23 protein-coding genes are annotated in these 22,215 nt (G+C 68.8%); 14 read left to right on the top strand and 9 right to left on the bottom strand.

All coding sequences use genetic code 11. The features are described 5' to 3' along the window. The first annotated feature begins 59 nt into the window (after positions 1-59). From AC1DGC_RS12585 to AC1DGC_RS12570, 4 genes are read left to right on the top strand one after another with little or no spacing between them, the layout of a single operon-like run. Positions 60-635 carry a nitroreductase family protein gene (locus tag AC1DGC_RS12585; RefSeq protein ID WP_259209052.1) on the top strand — a complete coding sequence of 192 codons (576 nt, stop codon included), beginning with the start codon at positions 60-62 and terminating at the stop codon, positions 633-635. A gap of 1 nt (position 636) precedes the next feature. Continuing rightward, positions 637-1,590, top strand: a complete 954-nt coding sequence (locus tag AC1DGC_RS12580) for a 5'-3' exonuclease (protein ID WP_259209054.1) — start codon at positions 637-639, stop codon at positions 1,588-1,590. Further along, positions 1,587-2,138: an NUDIX hydrolase gene (locus tag AC1DGC_RS12575; RefSeq protein WP_259209056.1), complete on the top strand. Its 552-nt coding sequence runs from the start codon at positions 1,587-1,589 to the stop codon at positions 2,136-2,138. The genes AC1DGC_RS12580 and AC1DGC_RS12575 overlap by 4 nt, the downstream gene beginning before the upstream one ends. Beyond that, on the top strand, positions 2,131-2,940 hold the full coding sequence (locus tag AC1DGC_RS12570) for an N-formylglutamate amidohydrolase (RefSeq protein ID WP_478047985.1): 810 nt from the start codon (positions 2,131-2,133) through the stop codon (positions 2,938-2,940). Before AC1DGC_RS12575 ends, AC1DGC_RS12570 begins: the two co-directional genes overlap by 8 nt. Positions 2,941-2,993: 53 nt before the next feature. On the opposite strand, the gene AC1DGC_RS12565 is transcribed toward AC1DGC_RS12570, so the two are convergent. Further along, on the bottom strand, positions 2,994-3,656 hold the full coding sequence (locus AC1DGC_RS12565; RefSeq protein WP_478047984.1) for a DUF7716 domain-containing protein: 663 nt from the start codon (positions 3,654-3,656) through the stop codon (positions 2,994-2,996). Between the two features lie 100 nt (positions 3,657-3,756). Continuing rightward, a complete protein-coding gene (locus AC1DGC_RS12560; protein WP_394164623.1) occupies positions 3,757-5,187 on the bottom strand; it encodes an MFS transporter in 1,431 nt (476 codons plus the stop codon). Positions 5,188-5,294: 107 nt separating this feature from the next. On the opposite strand from AC1DGC_RS12560, the gene AC1DGC_RS12555 reads away from it, so the two are divergent. After that, a complete protein-coding gene (locus tag AC1DGC_RS12555) occupies positions 5,295-6,179 on the top strand; it encodes a LysR family transcriptional regulator (RefSeq protein ID WP_259209065.1) in 885 nt (294 codons plus the stop codon). A 28-nt stretch (positions 6,180-6,207) separates the two neighbouring features. On the opposite strand, the gene pip is transcribed toward AC1DGC_RS12555, so the two are convergent. From pip to prmC, 3 genes are read right to left on the bottom strand one after another with little or no spacing between them, the layout of a single operon-like run. After that, on the bottom strand, positions 6,208-7,152 hold the full coding sequence (gene pip / locus AC1DGC_RS12550) for a prolyl aminopeptidase (protein ID WP_394164622.1): 945 nt from the start codon (positions 7,150-7,152) through the stop codon (positions 6,208-6,210). A 41-nt stretch (positions 7,153-7,193) separates the two neighbouring features. Continuing rightward, positions 7,194-7,547: a DUF5713 family protein gene (locus AC1DGC_RS12545; RefSeq protein ID WP_394164621.1), complete on the bottom strand. Its 354-nt coding sequence runs from the start codon at positions 7,545-7,547 to the stop codon at positions 7,194-7,196. A gap of 54 nt (positions 7,548-7,601) precedes the next feature. Further along, positions 7,602-8,456 (bottom strand): peptide chain release factor N(5)-glutamine methyltransferase, encoded by an 855-nt coding sequence (gene prmC, locus AC1DGC_RS12540; RefSeq protein WP_478047983.1) that lies wholly within the window; start codon positions 8,454-8,456, stop codon positions 7,602-7,604. Between the two features lie 427 nt (positions 8,457-8,883). Here prmC and ahpC point away from each other — a divergent pair, with 427 nt between their 5' ends. From ahpC to AC1DGC_RS12515, 5 genes are all read left to right on the top strand, one after another. Beyond that, entirely contained in the window at positions 8,884-9,447 is a 564-nt protein-coding gene (ahpC, locus tag AC1DGC_RS12535; protein WP_038690387.1) for an alkyl hydroperoxide reductase subunit C, read from the top strand. 150 nt (positions 9,448-9,597) lie between these two features. Then, positions 9,598-11,190 carry an alkyl hydroperoxide reductase subunit F gene (gene ahpF / locus AC1DGC_RS12530; RefSeq protein ID WP_394164619.1) on the top strand — a complete coding sequence of 531 codons (1,593 nt, stop codon included), beginning with the start codon at positions 9,598-9,600 and terminating at the stop codon, positions 11,188-11,190. A gap of 86 nt (positions 11,191-11,276) precedes the next feature. After that, positions 11,277-12,227: a DNA-binding transcriptional regulator OxyR gene (gene oxyR, locus AC1DGC_RS12525; RefSeq protein ID WP_259209076.1), complete on the top strand. Its 951-nt coding sequence runs from the start codon at positions 11,277-11,279 to the stop codon at positions 12,225-12,227. Between the two features lie 151 nt (positions 12,228-12,378). Then, positions 12,379-12,786 carry a nucleoside diphosphate kinase regulator gene (gene rnk, locus AC1DGC_RS12520; protein WP_478047982.1) on the top strand — a complete coding sequence of 136 codons (408 nt, stop codon included), beginning with the start codon at positions 12,379-12,381 and terminating at the stop codon, positions 12,784-12,786. 48 nt (positions 12,787-12,834) lie between these two features. After that, on the top strand, positions 12,835-13,797 hold the full coding sequence (locus tag AC1DGC_RS12515; protein WP_259209079.1) for a transaldolase: 963 nt from the start codon (positions 12,835-12,837) through the stop codon (positions 13,795-13,797). Positions 13,798-14,539: 742 nt separating this feature from the next. Here AC1DGC_RS12515 and msrA read toward each other — a convergent pair. Together msrA and AC1DGC_RS12505 are read right to left on the bottom strand one after the other, a co-directional pair. Continuing rightward, entirely contained in the window at positions 14,540-15,190 is a 651-nt protein-coding gene (gene msrA, locus AC1DGC_RS12510) for a peptide-methionine (S)-S-oxide reductase MsrA (RefSeq protein ID WP_259209307.1), read from the bottom strand. Positions 15,191-15,220: 30 nt separating this feature from the next. After that, complete coding sequence (locus AC1DGC_RS12505) at positions 15,221-15,487, bottom strand: putative signal transducing protein (protein WP_478047981.1); 267 nt, start codon at positions 15,485-15,487, stop codon at positions 15,221-15,223. 328 nt (positions 15,488-15,815) lie between these two features. Between AC1DGC_RS12505 and AC1DGC_RS12500 the strand changes: the two genes are divergently transcribed. The 4 genes from AC1DGC_RS12500 (at position 15,816) to AC1DGC_RS12485 (ending at position 19,753) form a co-directional block, all read left to right on the top strand. Further along, positions 15,816-17,564 (top strand): glutamine--tRNA ligase/YqeY domain fusion protein, encoded by a 1,749-nt coding sequence (locus tag AC1DGC_RS12500; protein WP_478047980.1) that lies wholly within the window; start codon positions 15,816-15,818, stop codon positions 17,562-17,564. An 88-nt stretch (positions 17,565-17,652) separates the two neighbouring features. Continuing rightward, complete coding sequence (locus tag AC1DGC_RS12495; protein ID WP_394164616.1) at positions 17,653-18,213, top strand: nucleoside deaminase; 561 nt, start codon at positions 17,653-17,655, stop codon at positions 18,211-18,213. Between the two features lie 24 nt (positions 18,214-18,237). Next, complete coding sequence (gene rlmM, locus AC1DGC_RS12490; protein WP_478047979.1) at positions 18,238-19,284, top strand: 23S rRNA (cytidine(2498)-2'-O)-methyltransferase RlmM; 1,047 nt, start codon at positions 18,238-18,240, stop codon at positions 19,282-19,284. Positions 19,285-19,351: 67 nt separating this feature from the next. Next, entirely contained in the window at positions 19,352-19,753 is a 402-nt protein-coding gene (locus AC1DGC_RS12485) for an EF-hand domain-containing protein (protein WP_478047978.1), read from the top strand. 22 nt (positions 19,754-19,775) lie between these two features. Here AC1DGC_RS12485 and AC1DGC_RS12480 read toward each other — a convergent pair whose 3' ends face one another. Both AC1DGC_RS12480 and ubiH read right to left on the bottom strand, forming a co-directional pair. Then, positions 19,776-20,951 (bottom strand): UbiH/UbiF family hydroxylase, encoded by a 1,176-nt coding sequence (locus tag AC1DGC_RS12480; RefSeq protein ID WP_394164613.1) that lies wholly within the window; start codon positions 20,949-20,951, stop codon positions 19,776-19,778. Then, positions 20,948-22,153 carry a 2-octaprenyl-6-methoxyphenyl hydroxylase gene (gene ubiH / locus AC1DGC_RS12475; RefSeq protein ID WP_478047977.1) on the bottom strand — a complete coding sequence of 402 codons (1,206 nt, stop codon included), beginning with the start codon at positions 22,151-22,153 and terminating at the stop codon, positions 20,948-20,950. Before ubiH ends, AC1DGC_RS12480 begins: the two co-directional genes overlap by 4 nt. Positions 22,154-22,215 lie beyond the last annotated feature (62 nt).

Genomic DNA, 22,215 nt, shown 5'->3' with positions numbered 1-22,215 from the left:
GCCGCGTCACAAACTGCCGCGACTATACTTGTTCGACCGTGACATCTGATCGAGACCCCATGCCCGACTCCCCCGCGTTGCAAGCCCTGGACGCCCGCCGCTCCTTACCGTCCAGGCAATTGGGCGAGCCCGGGCCGGACCCGGACACCCTGTTGCGGATGCTCACCTCTGCGGTGCGCGTGCCCGACCACGGCAAGCTGGTGCCGTTCCGTTTCCTGCGGATCGCTGGCGATGCACGTCACAGTCTGGGCGAGTACCTGGTCCAGCGCAGCCGCGAACGCGATCCGAACGTGTCGGCCGCCCAGTTGGAAAAGGACCGGCTGCGTTTTTCGCATGCCCCGCTGGTCATCACCGTGGTGGCCCGGCCGCGCCCCAACCCCAAGGTGCCCGAAGAAGAACAGCTGATGACCGCCGGCTGCGTGTGCTTTGCGCTGCTGCAGGCGGCGCAGGCACTGGGCTTTGGCGCGCAGTGGCTGACCGCGTGGATGGCCTTCGATCCCGCCGTGCGCGCCCATCTGGGCCTGGCCGGGGACGAGCGGATCGCCGGCTTCATCCATATCGGCACCCCGCGCACCGAGGCCCCCGAGCGCGAGCGCCCGGACCCGGCGGCGCTGCTGCAGGACTGGGTGGGCTGAGGTGACTCTGCCTGCCGCACCCGGCGTCACGCCGCGCCCGCCGCTGTACCTGGTCGATGCCAGTCTGTACGTATTCCGCGCCTGGCACTCGATGCCCGATGAGTTCCAGGACCAGCAGGGCTGGCCGACCAACGCGGTGCACGGCTTCGCCCGGTTCCTGCTGGACCTGCTGGAGCGCGAGCGCCCGCGGCACATCGCCATCGCCTTCGATGAGGCCTTGGACAGCTGCTTCCGCCACCGCCTGTATGCCGCCTACAAGGCCAACCGCGATCCGGCCCCGGACGCCCTGCGCCGCCAGTTCGCACACTGCAAGGCGCTGTGCCTCGCCCTGGGCCTGCCGGTGCTGGCCCACGCCGAATACGAAGCCGACGACCTGATCGGCAGCGCCCTGCATGCGCGCCGCGACGCCGGCATGCGCGGGGTGATCATCTCCGCCGACAAGGACCTGTCCCAACTGCTGTTCGAGCACGACGAGCAGTGGGACTACGCGCGCAACCAGCGCTGGGGCATGGCCGGGGTCAAGGCCCGGCATGGCGTGCATGCGCACCAGATCGCCGATTACCTGGCGCTGTGCGGCGATGCGGTGGACAACATTCCCGGCGTGACCGGCGTGGGCGCCAAGTCGGCAGCCGTGCTGCTGGCGCATTTCGGCAGCATGGACGTGCTGTTCGAGCGCCTGGACGAAGTGCCCTTCCTGCGCCTGCGCGGCGCCGCGCAGATGGCGGTACGGTTGCGCGAACAGCGCGAGCACGCCCTGCTGTGGCGGCAATTGACCACCATCGCGCTGGATGCGCCGCTGGACGTGGCCGACGCCGATTTCAGCCGCGGCAGCGCCGACCCGCAGATGCTGCAGGGCCTGTGCGATGCACTGCGGTTCGGGCCGTTGACCCGACGCCGACTGTTCAGCGCGGCCGGCCTGCCCGATTCCCCTTCCGTTGCCAGCGAGTTCGCATGAGCCCCAACACCCAAGCCCCCAGGATCGTCTACGAAGGCAAGTACCAGCGCATGGTCGTGCGCGGCACGTGGGAGTACAGCGAACGCACCCACGCCGGTGGGCTGGCCGCGATCATCATCGCGGTCACCCCGGAGGACAACGTGCTGTTCGTGGAACAGTTCCGGGTGCCGCTGCAGGCCAACACCATCGAGATGCCGGCCGGCCTGGTCGGTGACATCGACGCCGGCGAGTCGATCGAGGTATCGGCCGTGCGCGAGCTGGAGGAGGAAACCGGCTGGACCGCCGCGCACGCCGAGGTACTGATGATCGGCCCGACCTCGTCGGGTGCGAGCAGCGAAAAGATCGCCTTCGTACGCGCCACCGGCCTGCGCAAGGTCGGCGACGGCGGCGGCGATGCCAGCGAGAACATCACCGTGCACGAAGTCCCGCGCGCCCGCGCCGCTGCATGGCTGGTGGAGAAGATCGGCCAGGGCTACGAGCTGGACGCCAAGCTGTGGGCCGGGCTGTGGATGATCGAGCACCACCTGGACGGCACCCCGCGTGGCTGATTCGCTCGCCCACGCGACGGCCGCCGGCGCCCTGCTGGGGCCGTCCGACCCGGTGCCCTTCGTGGTGCACCAGCCACAGGGGCGTTCGTCGTACGTATTGATCGCCGACCACGCCGGGCAGCAGGTGCCGGCAGGGCTGGCCAGCCTGGGCCTGCCGCAGGCCGAACTGGACCGGCACATCGGCTGGGACATCGGCATCGCCGGCGTCACCGTTGCGCTGGCACGCCTGCTCGACGCATGGGCGATCACCCAGACCTATTCGCGGCTGGTGATCGACTGCAACCGGCCGCTGGCATCGCCCACGCTGATGCCGGAGACCAGCGACCGCACGCTGGTGCCCGGCAACCAGGCGCTGTCACCGCTGCAGCGACAGCAACGCATCGACGCGATCCACGCGCCCTACCATGCCCGCATCGACGCCGAGCTGGCTGCCCGCCTGGCGCAGGCCCGGCCGACGCTGCTGGTGATGATGCACAGCTTCACCCCGGTCATGAACGACGCCGCGCGGCCGTGGCATGCCGGCGTGCTGTATCACCGCGATACCCGCTTCGCGCGCGTGCTGCTGCAGGCGCTGCGCGATGAGGGCGACCTGGTGGTCGGCGACAACCAGCCCTATGCCGTCAGCAGTACCAGCGACTATGCCGTGCCGGTACATGGCGAAGGCCGCGGGCTGGTGCATGTGGAGCTGGAGATCCGCCAGGACCTCATCGCCGATGCGGCCGGCCAGCAGGCGTGGGCGCAACGACTGGCGCGGATATTCACTGCGCTGCAGCCGCAGCTGGACGCATTCCCGCCCCCGTAATCCCGGCGCCCACCTACCCGGTCGTGCCGGCCGCTGGCCGGCAACCGCAGCCCCTACAGCGCAGGCGCCGTCATCCACGGAAATGCGCGGTAGCCGCGTACCTCCGGACCGATACCCAGCGCCTGGAAGTCGGCAACGATGGCCGCGGCACGCGTGCGTTGCAGATCGCGCCCCAGTTGCAGTGGCAGTGCACGGCACAACGGCAGCGCCTGGCCCACCGCAACCTCCAGCACGCCAGCGACAAGACGGGCCGCGTCCTTGACCCTGGTTTCCGGGCATTGCGCCAGCACCACGTCGAACGCGGCGAAGATGCCGCGCCCCACGCCCAGCGCGCGCGCTGCCTGCTGCTCCTCGGCCGGCGCCTCATCCAATGCTTCCTCGATGCCCGCCACCTGCGCGAAGGCGTCGTACTCGCTGTAGTACGCCAGCGCGTGCGCATACGCGTCCAGCGTGGACAGGGGACGCTGGCGCTTCTGTACCTCCAGCACATCGGCGAAGGTGGCCGCTTCCAGATACGGGCTCAGGCCATGCTCGGCGACAAAGGCCTGCACGGCGGGATCGTCATCCTCGACGTCGTGGCCGGACAGCCAGAACATCGCCTCCTGCTCATCGCCGTCGGTTGCGTAGACCCAGCCGTAGCGGTCCCACACATCGCGATCGTCGTGGCAGGCCGCGATGGCCTCAAGGGCCTGGCACAGGGTAAGTAGTTCAGCCATCGACGTCAGTGCCGCACCGGAAACCCCCATGGTAGAGCCGACCGTTGGTCGGCTGCACGCAGTTCTTCCTGGTGCGCGACCCACGCCGTGTGCGATCGCCCTATCTTTCGCCAACCCCCACTGCCGCCAGCGCCGCATCGTCCTCCTGCGGCCGCAACCACAGCGCCACGCCCACCCCGAGCAGCGCGAACACCGCCGCCCCGTACTGCGCGTTGACCAGCCCCTGCAGCGCTTCGGGACTGCTGCCGGCCGCATGCACACCGCGCCCGGCATTGGCCAGCATCACCAGCACCGCCAGGCCCAGCGCACCGCCGATCTGCTGCGCGGTGGCGGCCATGCCCGAGGCCACGCCCTGCTGCGCCGCCGGCACGCCCTGCCCGGCCACGATCCACATCGCCGTCCAGGTCATGCCCTGGCCGATGCTCAGCACCACGATGCCCGGCAGCAGCGCCCAGTAGGTGGCGCCAAACGGCAGTGCCAGCGCGACCGCGGCGATGCCGACCGCGCCGGCTGCCATGCCCAGTGCCAGCACCTGGCGCGGCGAACGCCGGGCAAGCATGCGCTCGGTGATCCGGATGCCGAACGTGCACACCAGCGTCGGCGGCAGGAACGCCAGCCCGGCCTGCAGCGCGCTCCAGCCGTAGCCATCCTGGAAGTACAGCGCCAGGAAGTAGTACTGCACGCCGAAGCTGCTCATGAACACCATGGTCAGCAGCATGGCCGCGCGCAGGCTGCGCAGGCGCAGCAGCGCGAACTGCATCAGCGGGTCGCGGCTGCGCTGCTCGATCTGCACGAAGGCGGCCAGCAGCAGCGCCGACACCACCAGGCAGCCCAGCGTGCGCGGCGCCAACCAGCCCCACTCCGGCCCCTGCACCAGCGTGGTGACCAGCAGGCTGCCGCCGAGGGTGACGGTGAGGCAGCCGGCCAGGTCGAACGAGCGCCCGGACTGGCGTGCCGGATCGCGCGGCAACCACCAGCCACCCAGCACCGCGCACGCACCGGCGAACGGCACGATCACCAGCAGCACCGAGGACCAGCCAAAGCTCTGGGTGAGCACGCCGCCCAGCAGCGTGCCCAGCGCCAGCCCGCCGGCGCTGGCCATCGACCAGATCGCCAGCGCGCGGTTGCGCGGCGCGCCTTCGGCATACAGCGTGTTGATCAGCGACAGCGTGGCCGGGAACAGCAACGCCGCGCCGATGCCCTGCACCGCGCGCGCGCCGATCAGCAGCCAGGCGCTGTTGCTGAAGCCGCCCACCAGCGAGGCCAGCGCGAACAGCGCCATGCCCAGCCGGTAGACCCGGCGGCGGCCGAGCAGGTCGGCCGCGCGCCCGCCCAGCAGCAGGCAACCGCCGAAGGCCACGGTGTAGCCGCTGACGATCCACTGCAGTTGCTGCGCGTTGATCTGCAGCTGCACGCCCATCTCATGCAGGGCGACGAAGATGATGGTGGCGTCCAGCGCGATGATCAGTTGGGCCATGGCCAGCAGGGTCAACGCCAGCCGGGGCGGGAAGGAATGCGGGGAGTGGGTCATGCCGATGCGGACGAGGGGAAGGCGGGCAGTCTCATTGATGACGCCATACAAATAAACCCGGATACTTCGATTTCTGTCATGCATTTCCGCATCAATCGGACGCCATCATGGATCTCAATGCCGTGCGCATGCTGGTGCAGGTCGCCGAAGCGCGCAGTTTCACCGTGGCCGCCGGGCAACTGGGCCTCAGCCAGTCCGGGCTGTCACGGGCGATCGGCCGGCTGGAGGCCGAGCTGGGCGTGCGCCTTCTCCATCGCAACACCCGCAACGTCAGCCTGACCCCGGACGGCCGCCAGTTCGTCGATCACTGCACGCCCCTGCTGTGCGGGCTGGAAGATGCCGAACGGCGACTGGGCGATCGCCCCTGCACGCCGTCGGGCGTGCTGAAGCTGACCGCGCCATCGATGTTCGGGCGCAAGGTGCTGGTGCCGCTGGCCGGGCAGTTGATGGCCGTGCACCCGCAGTTGCAGTTCGAGCTGGTGCTCAACGACCGCCTGGTCGATCTGGTCGAGGAAGGCTTCGACGCGGCCCTGCGCACCGGGCCGATCAGCGACGTGCGCATGGTGGCGCGGCCGCTGCGGCCGCTGCACTGGGTCACCGTGGCGTCGCCGGACTACATCGCCCGTCACGGCGCGCCGGCCACGGTCGATGCGCTGCAGGACCATACCTGCCTGGCGGTGCGCAACCTGCGCAGCGGACGGCTGGTGGACTGGCAGTTCCGCGACGGAGATGGGCTGCGCGACGTCACGCCCCCGGCACGGATGGTGTTCGACAGCGGCGACCCGCTGGTGGAAGGCGCGCTGGCCGGCGTCGGCATCGTGCAGGTGATGGATTTCGCGGTGGCCGACGCGCTCGCCGACGGCCGCCTGCAACGCGTGCTGCAGCCGTTTGAAGGCCGCAGCCGCGCGTTGTCGCTGGTGTATCCGCCTTCGCGCCAGGCCTCGCCGAAGCTGAAGGTGCTGGCCGACGCGTTGCTGGCCGGCCAGTGGTAGGTGCCGACCGAGGGTCGGCACGTTGGGATCAACCCGCGAAGCGATCCGTGGCTCGCACCAGTGCGTCCACGTTCTCGGCCTCGAACGCCGAGTGGCCCGAGGCCGGGCTGATCTCCAGCGTCGACGCCGGCCACGCCTTGTGCAGTTCCCACGCGCTCTGCAGCGGGCACACCACGTCGTAGCGGCCGTGCACGATCACGCCGGGGATGTCGGCGATGCGGTGCGCGTCGCGCAGCAGCTGTTCTTCCACCTCGAAGAACCCGCCGTTGACGAAGTAGTGGTTCTCGATGCGGGCGAACGCCAGCGCGAATTGCGGGTCCTGGTGGCTGTTGACGAAGTCGTCGTCCACATGCAGGAAACTGGTCGCCCCTTCCCACACGCTCCAGGCCTTGGCCGCGGCCAGGCGGGTGGCTTCGTCGTCACTGGTCAGGCGGCGGTGGAAGGCCGAGATCAGGTCGTGCCGCTCCACTGCCGGGATCGGCGCGAGGTAATGCTCCCACGCATCCGGGAACAGCCGGTTGGCGCCCTCCTGGTAGAACCACTCCAGCTCCCAGCGGCGCAGCATGAAGATGCCGCGCAGCACCAGCTCGGTCACGCGCTGCGGATGGGTCTGGGCGTACGCCAGCGCCAGGGTGGAGCCCCAGCTGCCACCGAACACCTGCCAGCGGTCCACCTTGAGGTGCTCGCGCAGTTTCTCGATGTCGGCCACCAGGTCCCAGGTCGTGTTGTCCACCAGGTCGGCATGCGGGGTGGAGCGCCCGGCGCCACGCTGGTCGAACAGGATGATGCGGTACTTGGCCGGGTCATGGAACTGGCGCATTTTCTCGCTGCAGCCGCCGCCCGGGCCACCGTGCAGCAGCACCACCGGCTTGCCCTCGGGATTGCCGCACTGCTCGACATACAGCGTGTGGCGGCCATCCACCTTCAAGGTGCCGACGTCGTAGGGGGTGAGGGCGGGATACAGCGTACGCATGGCAGGAACTCCGTTGATGGGAACAGGTGCGGTGAACGGATTCACCACTCGCGCGGGCTGGTCAGCTCGTCCACGTCCACGTCGAAACCATAACTCTGCGCGATCAGCTCGAAATCAGCGCCGATGTTCTCGCGCGCGGCGGTTTCCAGCTCGCTGTCCTGCGCTTCGAACGCTTCGCCGAGCACGTTGAATTCCAGCGTGGCCGCATGGGTGAGCGCCATCAGCGCGGCAGTGTCGGCCGGGCGTTCGCGCTCGATGCGTTCGCACAGGCGCAGCAGGATCTGCTGGCCTTGGGCCACCAGCGCCGGCGGAAAATACGCGTCCTCGACCATGTCGGCCAGGAATTCATGGGACTGCAACTGCGCGTTGGATACAGAGGGGCTGGCAGGGGTCATTGCGCTTCCTTTCGAGTGGACCGCCATTCTACCCGCGCGATGTTTCAGGCAGCGTCAGCGCACGCCTGGCAGACAGCCGCGCGTCACCCGCTCGCGTTGTTCGAGGTCGCGTTCGGTGTGGACCTGCTCGAACCCGGCCTGTTCGAACAGCGCGCGGATCGCCGCGCCCTGGTCCCAGCCGTGTTCGATCAGCAGCCACCCCTGCGCCACCAGGTGACCCGGCGCCGCGGCAACAATGCAGCGGATGTCATCCAGCCCGTCCAGCCCCGACGCCAGCGCACCCGGGGGCTCATGGCGGAGGTCGCCCTGCTGCAGATGGGGATCGTCGCTGGCGATATAGGGCGGGTTGCTGGCGATGAGGTCGAAGACCTCGCCCTGCAACGACTCGAACCACGCACCCTGGCGGAAGCTGACATTGGCCACGTCGTTGCGCAGCGCATTGCCGCGCGCGACGCTCAGCGCGGCGCTGCTGACATCGGTGGCGATCAGCGTGGCGCGGGGCCGCTCACTGGCCAGGGCCAATGCGATCGCCCCGCTGCCGGTGCCCAGGTCGGCCACCGCCAGCGGGGTGTCCAGCGGCAGCCGCGCCAGCGCCAGCTCGACCAGCAGCTCGGTTTCCGGGCGCGGGATCAGCGTAGCGGCGTTGACCGCCAGGTCCAGGGTCCAGAAGCCGCGACTGCCCACCAGGTAGGCCACCGGTTCGCCCGCCACGCGCCGCGCCAGCAGACCGGCAAAGCGCGCCGCGTCGGCCTCGCCGACTGCATCGGTGGCATGGGCGAACAGCCAGCTGCGCTCCCGCCCCAGCACGTGCAGCAACAGCAGCTCGGCCTCGTGGCGACCTTCCACCCCGGGCAGGGCGGCGGCGGCATCGGCAAGCAGCTGGCGGACGTCACGGGGGGCAGCAGTCATGGTGGCGGGGTGGGAAACGGGCCGGGAAGTGTAGAGCACCGGGCCGCAGGGCCCGCTCGCCTGGTAATGGGCTGCCAACGACCGCCAGGCGATTGATGGGAGGAATTGCGCCGCTTAATGACCTGCATTGCGGCCTATCGCGATTCGGCCTGTGCCGAGGTGGCGGGCAGGACGTGGACAGGTTTTCGTTCAGCCAGTCGACCCGACGGATAAGCGGTGGCTATCACCCATTTGAGGCCCCAGGTCCTGAAATGCCTTGCGGCACAAGGGCTGCGCACGCCTATTGGCAAGGTATTCATCGCTGCATCATCACCCTTTGATAGACTCCATCTATCGTATAGATGCAATCAATGGATTGTCCTTATGGGAATGGAGCCGCTAATCTGTATCGGTCGCTTCACCCACCCCTTCACCAAGAGGAAAAACGATGTCGCTCATCAATACGCAGATCAAGCCGTTCGAAGCCAACGCCTACCAGAACGGCGAGTTCATCAAGGTTTCCGACAGCACCCTGAAGGGCCAGTGGTCCGTGCTGATCTTCATGCCGGCCGCGTTCACCTTCAACTGCCCGACCGAGATCGAAGACGCCGCCGACCATTACGCCGAGTTCCAGAAGGCCGGCGCCGAGGTCTACATCGTCACCACCGACACCCATTTCTCGCACAAGGTGTGGCACGAAACCTCGCCGGCCGTCGGCAAGGCCCAGTTCCCGCTGGTCGGCGACCCGACCCACCAGCTGACCCGCGCCTTCGGCGTGCACATTGAAGAAGAAGGCCTGGCCCTGCGCGGTACCTTCATCATCAACCCGGAAGGCGTGATCAAGACCCTGGAGATCCACTCCAACGAGATCGCCCGTGACGTGTCCGAGACCCTGCGCAAGCTGAAGGCTGCCCAGTTCACCGCCGCCAACCCGAACCAGGTCTGCCCGGCCAAGTGGAAGGAAGGCGAGAAGACCCTGACCCCGTCGCTGGACCTGGTCGGCAAGATCTAAGCCGTCCCCATCCCCACTCCCGTTTCGACGGGAGTGGGGGTGAACCCAAGCCGGTGCCTGCGCGCCGGCTTGGGTTCACCCCCACGCCGCGCAGATGTACCTTCGGGTGACGTCGACGCTGTCCCCTTGCCTGAATCAAGGAGTTTTTCGATGTTGGATGCCAACCTCCAGTCCCAGCTCAAGACCTATCTGGAACGCGTCACCCGTCCGATCCAGATCACGGCGCACGCGGATGACGGCGCCAAGTCGCAGGAGATGCTGGAGCTGCTGAACACGCTGGTGTCGCTGTCGGCGCAGATCCGCCTGGACGTGCGCCGCGATGGCGCCGAGCGCACCCCCTCGTTTGCGCTGACCACCCCGGGCCAGGACATCCACCTGGCGTTCGCCGGGCTGCCGATGGGCCACGAATTCACCTCGCTGGTGCTGGCGCTGCTGCAGGTGGGCGGGCACCCGTCCAAGGCCACCGCCGAGCTGATCGAGCAGGTGCAGGGCCTGGAGGGCGAGCTGAAGTTCGAAACGTACTTCTCGCTGTCCTGCCAGAACTGCCCGGACGTGGTCCAGGCGCTGAACCTGGCCGCGGTGCTCAACCCGCGCATCCAGCACGTGGCGATCGACGGCGGCCTGTTCCCGGCCGAAGTGGAAGCGCGCCAGATCATGTCGGTGCCCACCGTCTACCTCAACGGCGAGATGTTCGACCAGGGCCGCATGACCCTGGAGCAAATCGTGGCCAAGCTGGACACCGGCTCGGCCAAGCGCGACGCGGCCAGGATCGCGGCCAAGGCCCCGTTCGACGTGCTGGTGATCGGCGGCGGCCCGGCCGGCGCGGCAGCGGCCATCTACGCCGCGCGCAAGGGCATCCGCACCGGCGTGGCCGCCGAGCGGTTCGGCGGGCAGGTGCTGGACACCATGGCGATCGAGAACTTCATCTCGGTCAAGGAAACCGAAGGCCCCAAGCTCGCCACCGCGCTGGAACAGCACGTGCGCGAGTACGAGGTGGACATCATGAACCTGCAGCGTGCCAGCGCGCTGACCCCGGCCGGTGATGACGGCCTGGTCGGGATCACCCTGGAAAACGGGGCGGTGCTGAAGTCGCGCTCGGTGATCCTGTCCACCGGCGCGCGCTGGCGCCAGATGAACGTCCCCGGCGAAGAGCAGTACCGCAACAAGGGCGTGGCCTATTGCCCGCACTGCGATGGGCCGCTGTTCAAGGGCAAGCGGGTGGCGGTGATCGGCGGCGGCAACTCGGGCGTCGAGGCGGCGATCGACCTGGCCGGAATTGTGACGCATGTGACCCTTCTGGAATTTGATGACACACTCCGGGCCGATGAAGTGCTGCAGAAGAAGCTGCGCAGCCTGGGCAACGTCACCATCATCACCAGCGCCCTCACCCAGGAAGTGCTGGGCGATGGCCAGAAGGTGACGGGGCTGGTCTACCAGGACCGCGTCGGTGGCGATGCGCACCGGGTCGAGCTCGAAGGGATCTTCGTGCAGATCGGGTTGCTGCCCAATACCGAGTGGTTGAAGGGAGCGGTGGCGTTGTCGCCGCGTGGCGAGATCGTGATCGACGACCGCGGCCAGACCAATGTCCCGGGCGTGTTCGCGGCGGGCGATTGCACGACCGTTCCCTACAAGCAGATCATCATCGCGATGGGCGCCGGTTCGACCGCCGCACTGAGCGCTTTCGATCACCTGATCCGTACATCCGTTCCCAAGAGCAGCGGCGTTGTCGCCGAAGCTGCCTGAAACGTAAGGGTCCCGGTTCGCCGGGACCCACCTGCTGGGTAAGCCACGCCGTCACCCGGTCCATTACCGTGTAGAGGTCCAAGGAAATGAACCTACGTGATCTGAAATATCTGGTGGCGCTGGCCGACCACCGGCACTTCGGCCGCGCTGCGGCCGCATGCTTCGTCAGCCAGCCCACGCTGTCCACCCAGATCCGCAAGCTGGAGGACGAGCTTGGCCTGCCCCTGGTCGAGCGCGCGCCACGCAAAGTGATGCTGACCCCGGCCGGGGTCGAGGCGGCGGCGCGTGCGCGCACGATCGTGGCTGAAGTCGAGCAGATGAAAGAAGCTGCCCGACGCAGTCGCGACCCGGAAGCCGGGACGGTGCGGCTGGGGATCTTCCCCACGCTGGGGCCGTACCTGTTGCCGCATGTGATCCCCAACATCCGCGAGCGCTTCCCGCAGCTGGAGCTGTTGCTGGTGGAGGAGAAGAGCGACGAGCTGCTCGCGCGCCTGCGCGAGGGCAAGCTGGATGCGGCACTGCTGGCCCTGCCGCTGGAAGACGACCAGCTGCACGCCGAGTTCCTGTTCGAGGAGCCGTTCCTGCTGGCCGTCTCGGGGCAGCATCCGCTGGCCAGGCGCCATCATCTGGACGTGCAGGAGCTGTCCGCCCAGAAGCTGCTGCTGCTCGAGGATGGCCACTGCCTGCGTGACCAGGCGCTGGCGGTGTGCCGGCTGTTCGGTGCCAATGAGAAGTCCGAATTCCGTGCCACCAGCCTGGAAACGCTGCGCCAGATGGTGGCCGCGGACGTGGGCATCACCCTGCTGCCGACCCTGTCGGTAAAGCCGCCGGTGCCGCGTTCGGAGAACATCCGCCTGCTCGATTTCCAGGGCGATGACCGCCCCAGCCGACGCATCGCGATGGCATGGCGGCGCAGTTCGGCGATGACCGGTTTCCTGCAGCAGTTGGCGCAGCAGTTCAAGCGCCTTCCGGAAGGGCTGTTCGCGCTGGAAAACAGCGATTCGGACGTCGGCCACGCGGCGCGCGGCGCCGCCTGATCGCCCCGTCGGTGTAGACACTGAACCGGCCGCATCGTGCGCGATGCGGCCCGGGTCGCATCCGCCTTCGATAGGCAGCACAATAGAACCCAGGCGGCGCCAGCAGGTGCCGCCTTTTGCATGGGCCATCATCAATCGCAAGGAGCTTTACATGTCCACTTCCAGCGGGCTGCCCCCGTCCATCATCGTTTCCAGCCACGACATGGATCGGCTGGACGCCATGCTCGACGCCCCGGCGGTCAGCCAGACCCCCGCGGCGCAGGCACTGGCCAAGGAACTGAATCGGGCCACCGTGGTGGCGCCGGACGAGATGCCCAACGGCATCGTCATGATGCATTCGCGGGTGGAATGCGAAGATGAGCTGCAGAACGAGAAGCACGTGCTGACGCTGGTCTACCCGCGCGAAGCCGATGTCGAGCAGGGCAAGGTGTCGATCCTTGCGCCGGTGGGCACCGCGCTGCTGGGCCTGGCCGTTGGCCAGACCATGGACTGGGATGCACCGGGTGGCCGCAAGCTGCGCCTTCGCGTGACGGCCGTCCACAACCAGCCCCACCCCTGATTCCCGCCTGCCACCGGGCAGGCTCCCCGTTTCGTACCAGGAGTCGCAATGAACACCGTTTCTCCGTCCAAGCTCACCCAGTTGCGCGACCTTTCCGTCGTGGTGGCCGATACCGGCGATTACGAGGCGATCAAGCGCCTGAAGCCGGTCGACTGCACGACCAATCCGACCCTGGTGAAGAAGGCGTTGGACTTGCCGGTGTATGCGGACCTGATCGAGAAGGAACTTGCGTGGGGCCGCGAGCAGTCCGGCGAGCGCGAGACGATCGTGCACGCGGTGGCCGATCGGCTGACGGTGGGCGTGGGCACGCTGCTGAGCACGCTGGTGCCGGGCCGGGTGTCGACGGAGGTGGATGCGGACCAGGCGCACGATACGGCGGCGACGGTGGCCAAGGCGCGCCAGTTCATCGCAATGTACGAGGCGGCCGGCGTGCCGCGCAGCAAGGTGCTGATCAAGATCGCGGCGACGTGGGAAGGCGTGGAGGCGGCGCGGGTGCTGCAGGCGGAGGGTATCGACTGCAATCTGACGTTGATCTTCAATCCGACGCAGGCGCTGGCCTGCAGTGAGGCGGGGGCGTTCCTGATTTCGCCGTTCGTGGGGCGGATCCTGGACTGGTACGTGGCCCATGGGCAGGCGCCGGCCGATATCGATGCGGATCCGGGCGTGGTGTTCGTGCGCGGGGTCTATGCAGAGTTCAAGCGGCGCGGTTCGCCGACGGTGGTGATGGGCGCATCGTTCCGTTCCACCGCGCAGATCGAGGCGCTGGCCGGTTGCGATCGGCTGACCATTTCGCCGGACCTGCTGGAGAAGCTGGATGCCGACCACGGCGAGCTGCCGCGCAAGCTGGTGGCCGGTGCGGCTGAAGAGGTGGCGGTGACGCCGATCGATGCCGAGCGTTTCGCCAGCGATCTGGCGGCCGATGCGATGGCAACGGAGAAGCTGGCGACGGGGATCGATGCGTTCGCCAAGGATCTGGAAGCACTGCGCCAGACGATTCGCGAGCGGCTGTAAGCGGTTCGCGTGGTCTGGACAGTAAAAAGCCCCGCATTGCGGGGCTTTTTGTTTTTTCGGGCCGCTGCACGTTTGACTGCGACTGCGACTTCAACTTCAACTGCGACTTCAACGGCAACGGCAACGGCAACCGCTCACTGTCGACTTGTTGGGGTCGGCGTGGGGGGGATGGCGGGACACGCCGTGAATCCGTCCGTGGAGGCTCGCATGCGCCATCCATGGCGCATGACGGTCCCGCCATCCCCCCCACACCGCCCCCTCGACAGTTGGCCGGGGCGTTTGGGAAAGCGGGAGCGCCAGGGCGTTTGGGTGGGCCGCTTGCATGGGGCGTCAACCGCCTGACCGGGACGTTTGGGTAAACCGCCTGACCGCAGCGTTTGGGTAAACCGCCTGACCGCGGCGATTGGGTAAACCGCTTGGCTGGGGGTGCTTGGGTAAACCGCCTGGCTGGGGCGCGGGGACGCGGCCACCCCATCTGCGTGCGCGCATCGAGACCTTTGGGCACCGCGGCCGACACCTCCCCGTCCGCGTGCATGACGGCCGCGCGTCTGGGTGAATCGCTCGGCTGGGACGTTTGGCTAACCGCCTGACCGGGGCGTGTGGGTGAACCGCCTGGGGCCGTGGGTAACCGGTAGAGCCGAGCCATGCTCGGCTGGCCGGGCGCAGCCCGGCCGATGGGCCGGCAGGCGGTGCGTGGGTGGGGAAGCAGCCGAGCGTGGCTCGGCGCTCCCCCACCGGCGGTTCAGGCATCCACGCCGATCGGGCAACTGACGCCGGTGCCGCCGATGCCGCAGTAGCCGTTGGGGTTTTTGGCCAGGTACTGCTGGTGGTAATCCTCGGCGTAGTAGTACTCGGGGGCCGGGAAGGCGATGTCGGTGGTGATGGTCCCGTGGCCGGCGTCGGTCAGGCGCTGCTGGTAGGCGTCGCGGCTGGCGATGGCGGCATCGAACTGGGCCTGGCTGGTGGCGTGGATGGCCGAGCGGTACTGGGTGCCGGTGTCGTTGCCCTGGCGCATGCCCTGGGTGGGGTCGTGGTTTTCCCAGAACACCTGCAGGAGCGTGGCCAGGGAGACGACCGCCGGGTCGAACACGACCTCGACGATCTCGGTATGCCCGGTCAGGCCCGAGCAGACTTCTTCGTAGGTGGGGTTCGGGGTGACGCCACCGGCGTAGCCGACAGAAGTGGTGTAGACGCCCGGGAGGGTCCAGAACTTGCGTTCGGCACCCCAGAAGCAGCCCATGGCGAAGCGGATGCGCTGCAGGCCGGCGAAGCCGTCCTTGAGCGGGTGGCTGTTGACGTAGTGCTGGTTATGCAGCGGCAGCGCGTGCGCGCGGCCCGGCAGCGCCTCGTCGGGGCGTGGCAGGCGTTGCTTGAAGGCGCCGATGCCCAACAAGCCCTTGGCGATTCCCAACATGGCGGTCTCCTAGGCCGGCAACAGGCCGGCGCTTTCATCTCCGTCGAATATGGGGTCGTCGGTGCCCCCGCTCAAGTCCAGCCCGGCGACGATGCCCTCGGCGTCTGGCCGGGCCAGGTCCGGCACGCAGACCCGCAACACCCCGAACAGCGGCAGCTCGCCCATCCCGCCCAGCAGCGACTCGCCGAACACGAACGCCGGGATCCCGGCATCCTCCAGCGCATGCTTGACCAGATGGGCGTCGAACAGGTTGTCGGCCTGGTAAATCACGTGCATGGGGGGCTCCGGGAAGGCGTCGGCCCAGCATACGCCCGGGGGCTGAAGGCGTACCGACCCGGAGGCCCGCCCCGCCGGGGCCGGGGGTTGGCCGGCCGCACGGACATCGCACCGTACCTGGAGGCGGCCAACCGCCGGCGCTACAGGCAGGACCAGCGACCGCCCTGCCCCCGCAGCGCCGGGGTGGCGCCGGGGGCTCGGGGGGCTGGGGGTGAGGCGGGCCCGCGATCCGCGCAGCAACGCGCAGGGCGACAGCGCGAATGCGATGACGCGCCCCCGACAGGCTAAACTGTTGGTCTTTCTGCCTTTTAGACTGCGACCGCGCATCATGTCCGAGCCTACCGCCGCCCCCACCGACGCCCTTCCGGAAACCCAGGAAAAACGGGACTTCATCCGTCAGATCGTCCGCGAGGACCTGGCCGCCGGCAAGCATGCCGCGATCAAGACGCGCTTCCCGCCCGAGCCCAACGGCTACCTGCACATCGGCCATGCCAAGTCGATCTGCCTGAACTTCGGCATCGCCGGGGAGTTCGGCGGGGTGTGCAACCTGCGCTTCGACGACACCAACCCGGCCAAGGAAGACCCCGAGTACGTCGCCGCGATCCAGGACGACGTGCGCTGGCTGGGCTTTGAATGGAACGAGCTGCGCCACGCCTCGGATTACTTCGATGCCTACTATCTGGCGGCGCAGAAGCTGATCGCCGATGGCAAGGCCTACGTCTGCGACCTGTCGGCCGAGGAAGTGCGCGCCTACCGCGGCACCCTGACCGAGCCGGGCCGCCCGTCGCCTTACCGCGATCGCAGCGTTGAAGAAAACCTGGACCTGTTCGCGCGCATGCGCGCCGGCGAGTTCCCCGACGGTGCGCGCACCGTGCGCGCGAAGATCGACATGGCCAGCGGCAACATCAACCTGCGCGACCCGGCGCTGTACCGGATCAAGCACGTCGAGCACCAGAACACCGGCAATGCGTGGCCGATCTACCCGATGTACGACTTCGCCCATGCCCTGGGCGATTCGCTGGAAGGCATCACCCACTCGCTGTGCACGCTGGAGTTCGAGGACCATCGCCCGCTGTACGACTGGTGCGTGGACAACGTCGATTTCGCCCACGACGACGCGCTGACCGCCCCGCTGGTCGAGCGCGGCCTGCCGCGCGAAGCGGCCAAGCCGCGCCAGATCGAATTCTCGCGGTTGAACATCAACTACACGGTGATGAGCAAGCGCAAGCTGATGGCGCTGGTCACCGAGCAGCTGGTGGATGGCTGGGAAGATCCGCGCATGCCGACCCTGCAGGGCCTGCGTCGGCGCGGCTACACCCCGGCGGCGATGCGCCTGTTTGCCGAACGCGTGGGCATCAGCAAGCAGAACTCGCTGATCGATTTCAGCGTGCTCGAAGGCGCCCTGCGCGAGGACCTGGACAGTGCCGCCGCGCGTCGCATGGCGGTGGTCGATCCGATCAAGCTGGTGCTGACCAATCTGCCCGAGGGCCACGAAGAAACGCTGACGTTCTCCAACCATCCCAAGGACGAGGCGTTCGGGACCCGCGAGGTGCCGTTCGCCCGTGAACTGTGGATCGAACGCGAGGACTTCGTCGAGGTCCCGCCGAAGGGCTGGAAGCGCCTGGTCCCGGGCGGCGAAGTGCGCCTGCGCGGCGCCGGCATCATCCGCTGCGACGAGGTGGTCAAGGACGCCGATGGCACCATCATCGCGCTGCACGGCTGGCTGGACCCGGAATCGCGCCCGGGCATGGAAGGCGCCAACCGCAAGGTCAAGGGCACCATCCACTGGGTGAGTGCGGTGCATGCGGTGCCGGCCGAGATCCGCCTGTATGACCGCCTGTTCTCGGTGCCCAACCCGGATGATGAGTCCGAGGGCAAGACCTACCGCGATTACCTCAACCCCGCGTCGCGCCGCACCGTCACCGGCTATGTCGAGCCGGCCGCGGCCAGCGCGGCACCGGAGCAGTCGTTCCAGTTCGAACGCACCGGCTATTTCGTCGCCGACCGCCGCGACCACACCGCCGCCACGCCGGTGTTCAACCGCAGCGTGACCCTGCGCGATACCTGGTCGGCGTAAGCCGGCCGGGTTTCACCAGGCCGGCAACAGCGTCCACGCCTTGCGTGGACGTGCGGCCTGTACCCTTTTTGAAGAGGCCTACGTCCCGATGCTGTACGCGCAAGTCCATCTCACCCTGCCCGCCTGGATCCACGACCATGTCGACCTCGGCCGTGCCTATCCCGGTGATGCCGACAAGGTCGCGCTGGCGATCGAGCTGTCGCGCCTGAATGTCGAGGCGCAGACCGGCGGCCCGTTCGGCGCGGTGGTGTTCGGCCCGGACGACCGCATCATCGCCGCCGGCGTCAACCGGGTGGTCCCGCACACCACGTCGCTGGCGCATGCCGAAAACATGGCCTACATGCTGGCCCAGCAGCGCCTGCAGACCCCGCGCCTGAACGATGTGCTGAGCCCGATCACCCTGGCCACGTCCTCCCAACCCTGCTGCCAGTGCTATGGCGCCACCATCTGGGCCGGCATCGACCGCCTGCTGATCGGGGCCAGTGCACAGGACGTGGAAGAACTCACGCCGTTCGACGAAGGCCCGCTGCCGGCCGACTGGATCGGTGAACTCAACGCGCGCGGCATCGAGGTCGTGCGCGACATCGAGCGCGATGCAGCGCGCGCGGTGCTGCGCCAGTACGGGGAGACCAACGGTGCGCATTACTGACCGCCGCGCCTCGGGCGCACGCGCATGACCGGCCTGCTATGCCTCTGCCGCCAGGGCTTCGAGCCGGAACTGGCCGGTGAGCTGACCGAGCGTGCCGCCTATGCCGGCATCGCCGGTTACGCACGCACCCAGCGCAACGATGGCTACGTGCTGTTCGCCACCGAGGAAGGCGCCGCGCTGTCCAAGGCGCTGCCGTGGCGTTCGCTGATCTTCGCCCGCCAGAAGATGGCGGTACTGGCCGAACTGCCGCAGCTGGATGCGGCCGACCGGATCACCCCGATCGTCGCCGCGCTGCAGGGCCAGCAACGCTTCGGTGACATGTGGGTGGAGCACCCCGATTCGGACGAAGGCAAGCCGCTGGCCGGCCTGGCCCGCGCGTTCGGCAATGCGCTGCGCCCGGCGCTGCGCAAGGCCGGGCTGCTCACCGACAAGCCCAACACCGCGCTGCCGCGCCTGCACATCGTGTTCGTCGGTGGCCGCCACGCCTTCGTCTGCGTGGCCGATACCCGCGACAGCGCGCCCTGGGCGCTGGGCATTCCGCGCCTGAAGCTGCTGCCCGACGCGCCATCGCGCTCGGCATTGAAGCTGGATGAGGCCCTGCTGACCCTGCTGACCCCGGACGAGCGCGAACTGCTGGTCAAGCCGGGCATGCGCGCGGCCGACCTTGGCGCCGCCCCCGGCGGCTGGACCTGGGTGTTGACCCGCCAGCACCTGCGGGTGATCAGCGTGGACAACGGCCCGCTGCGCGAGCACGTGCTGGAAACGGGACTGGTCGAGCACCTGCGTGCCGATGGCTTCCATTGGCAGCCGGAGACGCCGCTGGACTGGATGGTCTGCGACATGGTCGAACAGCCGCGTCGCGTGGCCGAGCGCATGGCCACCTGGTTCCGCGAGGGCTGGTGCAAGCATGCGATCTTCAATCTCAAACTGCCGATGAAGAAGCGCTGGGACGAAACCCGCCTGTGCCTGGACCTGTTCCAGGAACAGGCCGGCAAGCCGCTGGTGCTGCGTGCCAAGCAGCTGTACCACGACCGCGAAGAAATCACGGTGCTGGCCTCGCCGCTGCGCTGATCCACGCACCACACCGGCAGCGCCGGGCCATGCCCGGCGCTCCCCCACGTCAAAGAACGGAGTGTCCATGCGACGTCGCCCTGCCCCGGTCCTGCTGCTGTCCCTGCTACCGGTCTTCGCCGCGGCACAGGTTCACACGCCCTCGCCCTCGCCAGCGATCAGCGAACCGCTCCGCGAGGTTCCGGCCAGCGTGCGCACGCAGGCGCTGTCGGAAGGGCGCGTCACCGACCAGGTGACCCTGCCCGCCGCCGCGGGCGAAGCGCAGGTGACGGTGCGCTCGGTGCAGCCGGTAAGCGTGGTCGGGCAATACCGGTTTGCGTTCAGTGCGCTGGACGTGGACGGCGATGGCGTCATCAGCCGCGCCGAGGCCCAGGCCAACCCGGCGCTGGCCGATGAGTTCACCGCGCTCGACGTGAAGCGGCGCGGCAGGCTGGATCGGGCCGACCTGGCCGGTTGGCTGGTGGATTGAAGGCGCCGGGCACCGCCCGGCACTACACCCCGGCGGCGCGCTTCCAGAACATCGATACCAGCGGCGGCAGCTTGCCCGCGCAGCCCAGCACGCGGCCACGGGCCAGGGTCAGGTGCATCTCGTCGTTGGAGAAGACCGTGTTGATCGCATCGAAGCTGTACGCAGCCACGGTGTTTTCGCTGCGGCGCTCGCGGGCCCAGCGCTGCAGCCGATGCGGCGACATCCAGTCCTGCCGGCGCTGCTGCGCGGCCAGCACCATCGTCCGTAGCGCCGCGACATCGCGCAGGCCGAGGTTGACCCCCTGCCCGGCCAACGGGTGCACCACGTGGGCGGCATCGCCCAGCGCCAGCACACGGCCGGCCACGTAGCCGCTGGCCAGCTGCCGACGCAGGGGAAATGCGGCGCGCCTGGATGCCAGGGTCATCGCGCCCAGGCGACCGGCAAAGGCGAGGGTCAGCTCGCGACCGAAGGCAGCCTCGTCCAATGCCAGCACGCGCTCGGCTTCGGCATCGGGCAGGGTCCACACGATCGAGCTGCGGCGCGGCCCGATCGGCAGCACCGCCAGCGGCCCGGTCACCAGGAACCGCTGCCATGCCGTGGCTTCGTTGTCTTTCTCGCTGTCCACGTAGGCGACCACGCCACGCTGGCCGTAGTCCTGGCGCGTGACGGCCAGGCCAGCCAACTGGCGCAGGGTGGACTCGGCGCCATCGGCAGCGATCGCCAGCCCAGCCTCCAGCCGCCGGCCATCGTCCAGGCGCAGGCGCACGCCATCGGCGTCCTGCTCCAGCGCCTCGACCCGCGCCGGACAGCACAGGTGCACGCCGGCCGCCGGCAACGCGGCCCACAGCCGGTCCACCAGCAGGTCGTTCTCCACGATCCAGCCCAGCTGCTCGCGGCCCAGGGTATCGGCGTCGAAACGCAGCTCCTCGCCGCCTGCCGCATCCCACACGCGCATGCGCCGGTAGGCGCAGGCCCGCGCGGCGGTGACCGCCGGCCACACCCCGAGCGCGGCCAGCAACTGCGCGTTGTCCGGGGCGAATGCGTAGACGCGCAGGTCGGCCTGTTGGGGGTGCCACGGCGCCGGTTCGCGCCCCTCGACGAGGGTGACATCCAGCCCCGCATCGGCCAGTGCCAGCGCGCAGGCCGCACCGACCACGCCGCCACCGACCACGATGACATCGCGCGCGCGCCGGCTCATGCGCCGGCTCCACGGCACAGCGCGGGCACCTGCCCACGGAAGCCCATCGCGCCGCCGACCAGCATCGATTGCATCGGCGTGGCCTGCGCGGCCAGCAGGCCGAGGCTGCGCAGCGGCCGCATCAGCGGCGCCGGGTTGCTGGTCAGCCGGGCCAGGCCGCCGGAGAAGGCAATGGTCTGCTCGCGGTCTTCGCTGCGGCGCGCCACGTGGGCCTGCAGCAGCGCGTCGCTGCCCGGGTCCTGCGCGGCGGCCACCAGCTCGGCCAGGGTCAGCGCATCGCGCAGGCCCAGGTTGAAGCCCTGTGCACCCAGGGGGTGGATGGTCTGCGCGGCATTGCCGAGCAGCACCGCGCGCTCGCCGACCAGCGCCTGGGCGAGCACCTGCACCAGCGGATAGGCACTGCGCGGTCCGCTGTCCAGCAAACGCCCGGCACGCCAGCCGATCGCGTCCTGCAGGCGCTGCAGCCATGCCGCCTCGTCCAGCGCCTGCACCGCATCGGCCTCGTCGCGGGCCACGCCATGGACCACGCCATAGTGGCGGTCGCCACGCGGCAGCAGCGCCGTCGGGCCGGTATCGGTGAAGCGCTCGTAGGCGGTGCCATCCGGCGCGCGCGCACTGCGCACACGGGCCACGAACAGGGTCTGCAGGAAGTCGTGCTCGTCCACCGCGATGCCCAGCGCATCGCGCACGCCGCTGCGGGTGCCGTCGGCGCCCACCACCAGGCGCGCCAGCAGGCAACGCTCGCCGTGTTCATCGGCGATGACCACCTGGCGGTAGCCGTCGATCGTATCGCCCAGGCGCACGAACCGCGCCGGACGGTAGCGGGTCAGCCCGGCCAGCGCCTGCAGGCGGGTTTCCAGCGCGTTGCCGAAGTCGCGCGCCACCACCACCTGGCCGAACCACGGCCGCTGGTACTGCGCGGCGTCCATCTGCACGCGGCCGAAATCGCCGGCGCGGCTGACATGGATGCGGTGGATCGCACCGGGGGCCGTGGCCAGCAGCTGCATCACGCCCAAGGCGGTCAGTGCGTTGACCGTGGCGGCGGCGAAGCTGAGGTTGCGCTGGTCGAACACCGCCGGCAGCGTGCCCGCCGGGGTGGCTTCCACCAACCCGACGTCGCGCCCGGCGCGGTCCAGCGCGATGGCCAGGCTGGCCCCGACCAACCCGCCGCCCACGATCACTACATCATGTCGTTCACTCATGCCGCCCATGATAAGCGGTTGGCCGTGGCGGGCGGGTGCGGCGGCCTGCCGCAGCAGGCGCT

This window comes from Stenotrophomonas sp. 05N37 (assembly GCF_056397365.1).
This window is presented reverse-complemented; position numbering and strand designations above follow the sequence as displayed.

Coding starts and splice junctions, on each gene's coding strand:
- AC1DGC_RS12585 (WP_259209052.1), top strand. CDS start 60: ATGCCCGACTCCCCCGCGTTGCAAGCCCTGGACGCCCGCCGCTCCTTA.
- AC1DGC_RS12575 (WP_259209056.1), top strand. CDS start 1,587: ATGAGCCCCAACACCCAAGCCCCCAGGATCGTCTACGAAGGCAAGTAC.
- AC1DGC_RS12565 (WP_478047984.1), bottom strand. CDS start 3,656: ATGGCTGAACTACTTACCCTGTGCCAGGCCCTTGAGGCCATCGCGGCC.
- AC1DGC_RS12560 (WP_394164623.1), bottom strand. CDS start 5,187: ATGACCCACTCCCCGCATTCCTTCCCGCCCCGGCTGGCGTTGACCCTG.
- AC1DGC_RS12555 (WP_259209065.1), top strand. CDS start 5,295: ATGGATCTCAATGCCGTGCGCATGCTGGTGCAGGTCGCCGAAGCGCGC.
- pip (WP_394164622.1), bottom strand. CDS start 7,152: ATGCGTACGCTGTATCCCGCCCTCACCCCCTACGACGTCGGCACCTTG.
- AC1DGC_RS12545 (WP_394164621.1), bottom strand. CDS start 7,547: ATGACCCCTGCCAGCCCCTCTGTATCCAACGCGCAGTTGCAGTCCCAT.
- prmC (WP_478047983.1), bottom strand. CDS start 8,456: ATGACTGCTGCCCCCCGTGACGTCCGCCAGCTGCTTGCCGATGCCGCC.
- ahpC (WP_038690387.1), top strand. CDS start 8,884: ATGTCGCTCATCAATACGCAGATCAAGCCGTTCGAAGCCAACGCCTAC.
- ahpF (WP_394164619.1), top strand. CDS start 9,598: ATGTTGGATGCCAACCTCCAGTCCCAGCTCAAGACCTATCTGGAACGC.
- oxyR (WP_259209076.1), top strand. CDS start 11,277: ATGAACCTACGTGATCTGAAATATCTGGTGGCGCTGGCCGACCACCGG.
- rnk (WP_478047982.1), top strand. CDS start 12,379: ATGTCCACTTCCAGCGGGCTGCCCCCGTCCATCATCGTTTCCAGCCAC.
- AC1DGC_RS12515 (WP_259209079.1), top strand. CDS start 12,835: ATGAACACCGTTTCTCCGTCCAAGCTCACCCAGTTGCGCGACCTTTCC.
- AC1DGC_RS12505 (WP_478047981.1), bottom strand. CDS start 15,487: ATGCACGTGATTTACCAGGCCGACAACCTGTTCGACGCCCATCTGGTC.
- AC1DGC_RS12500 (WP_478047980.1), top strand. CDS start 15,816: ATGTCCGAGCCTACCGCCGCCCCCACCGACGCCCTTCCGGAAACCCAG.
- AC1DGC_RS12495 (WP_394164616.1), top strand. CDS start 17,653: ATGCTGTACGCGCAAGTCCATCTCACCCTGCCCGCCTGGATCCACGAC.
- rlmM (WP_478047979.1), top strand. CDS start 18,238: ATGACCGGCCTGCTATGCCTCTGCCGCCAGGGCTTCGAGCCGGAACTG.
- AC1DGC_RS12485 (WP_478047978.1), top strand. CDS start 19,352: ATGCGACGTCGCCCTGCCCCGGTCCTGCTGCTGTCCCTGCTACCGGTC.
- AC1DGC_RS12480 (WP_394164613.1), bottom strand. CDS start 20,951: ATGAGCCGGCGCGCGCGCGATGTCATCGTGGTCGGTGGCGGCGTGGTC.
- ubiH (WP_478047977.1), bottom strand. CDS start 22,153: ATGAGTGAACGACATGATGTAGTGATCGTGGGCGGCGGGTTGGTCGGG.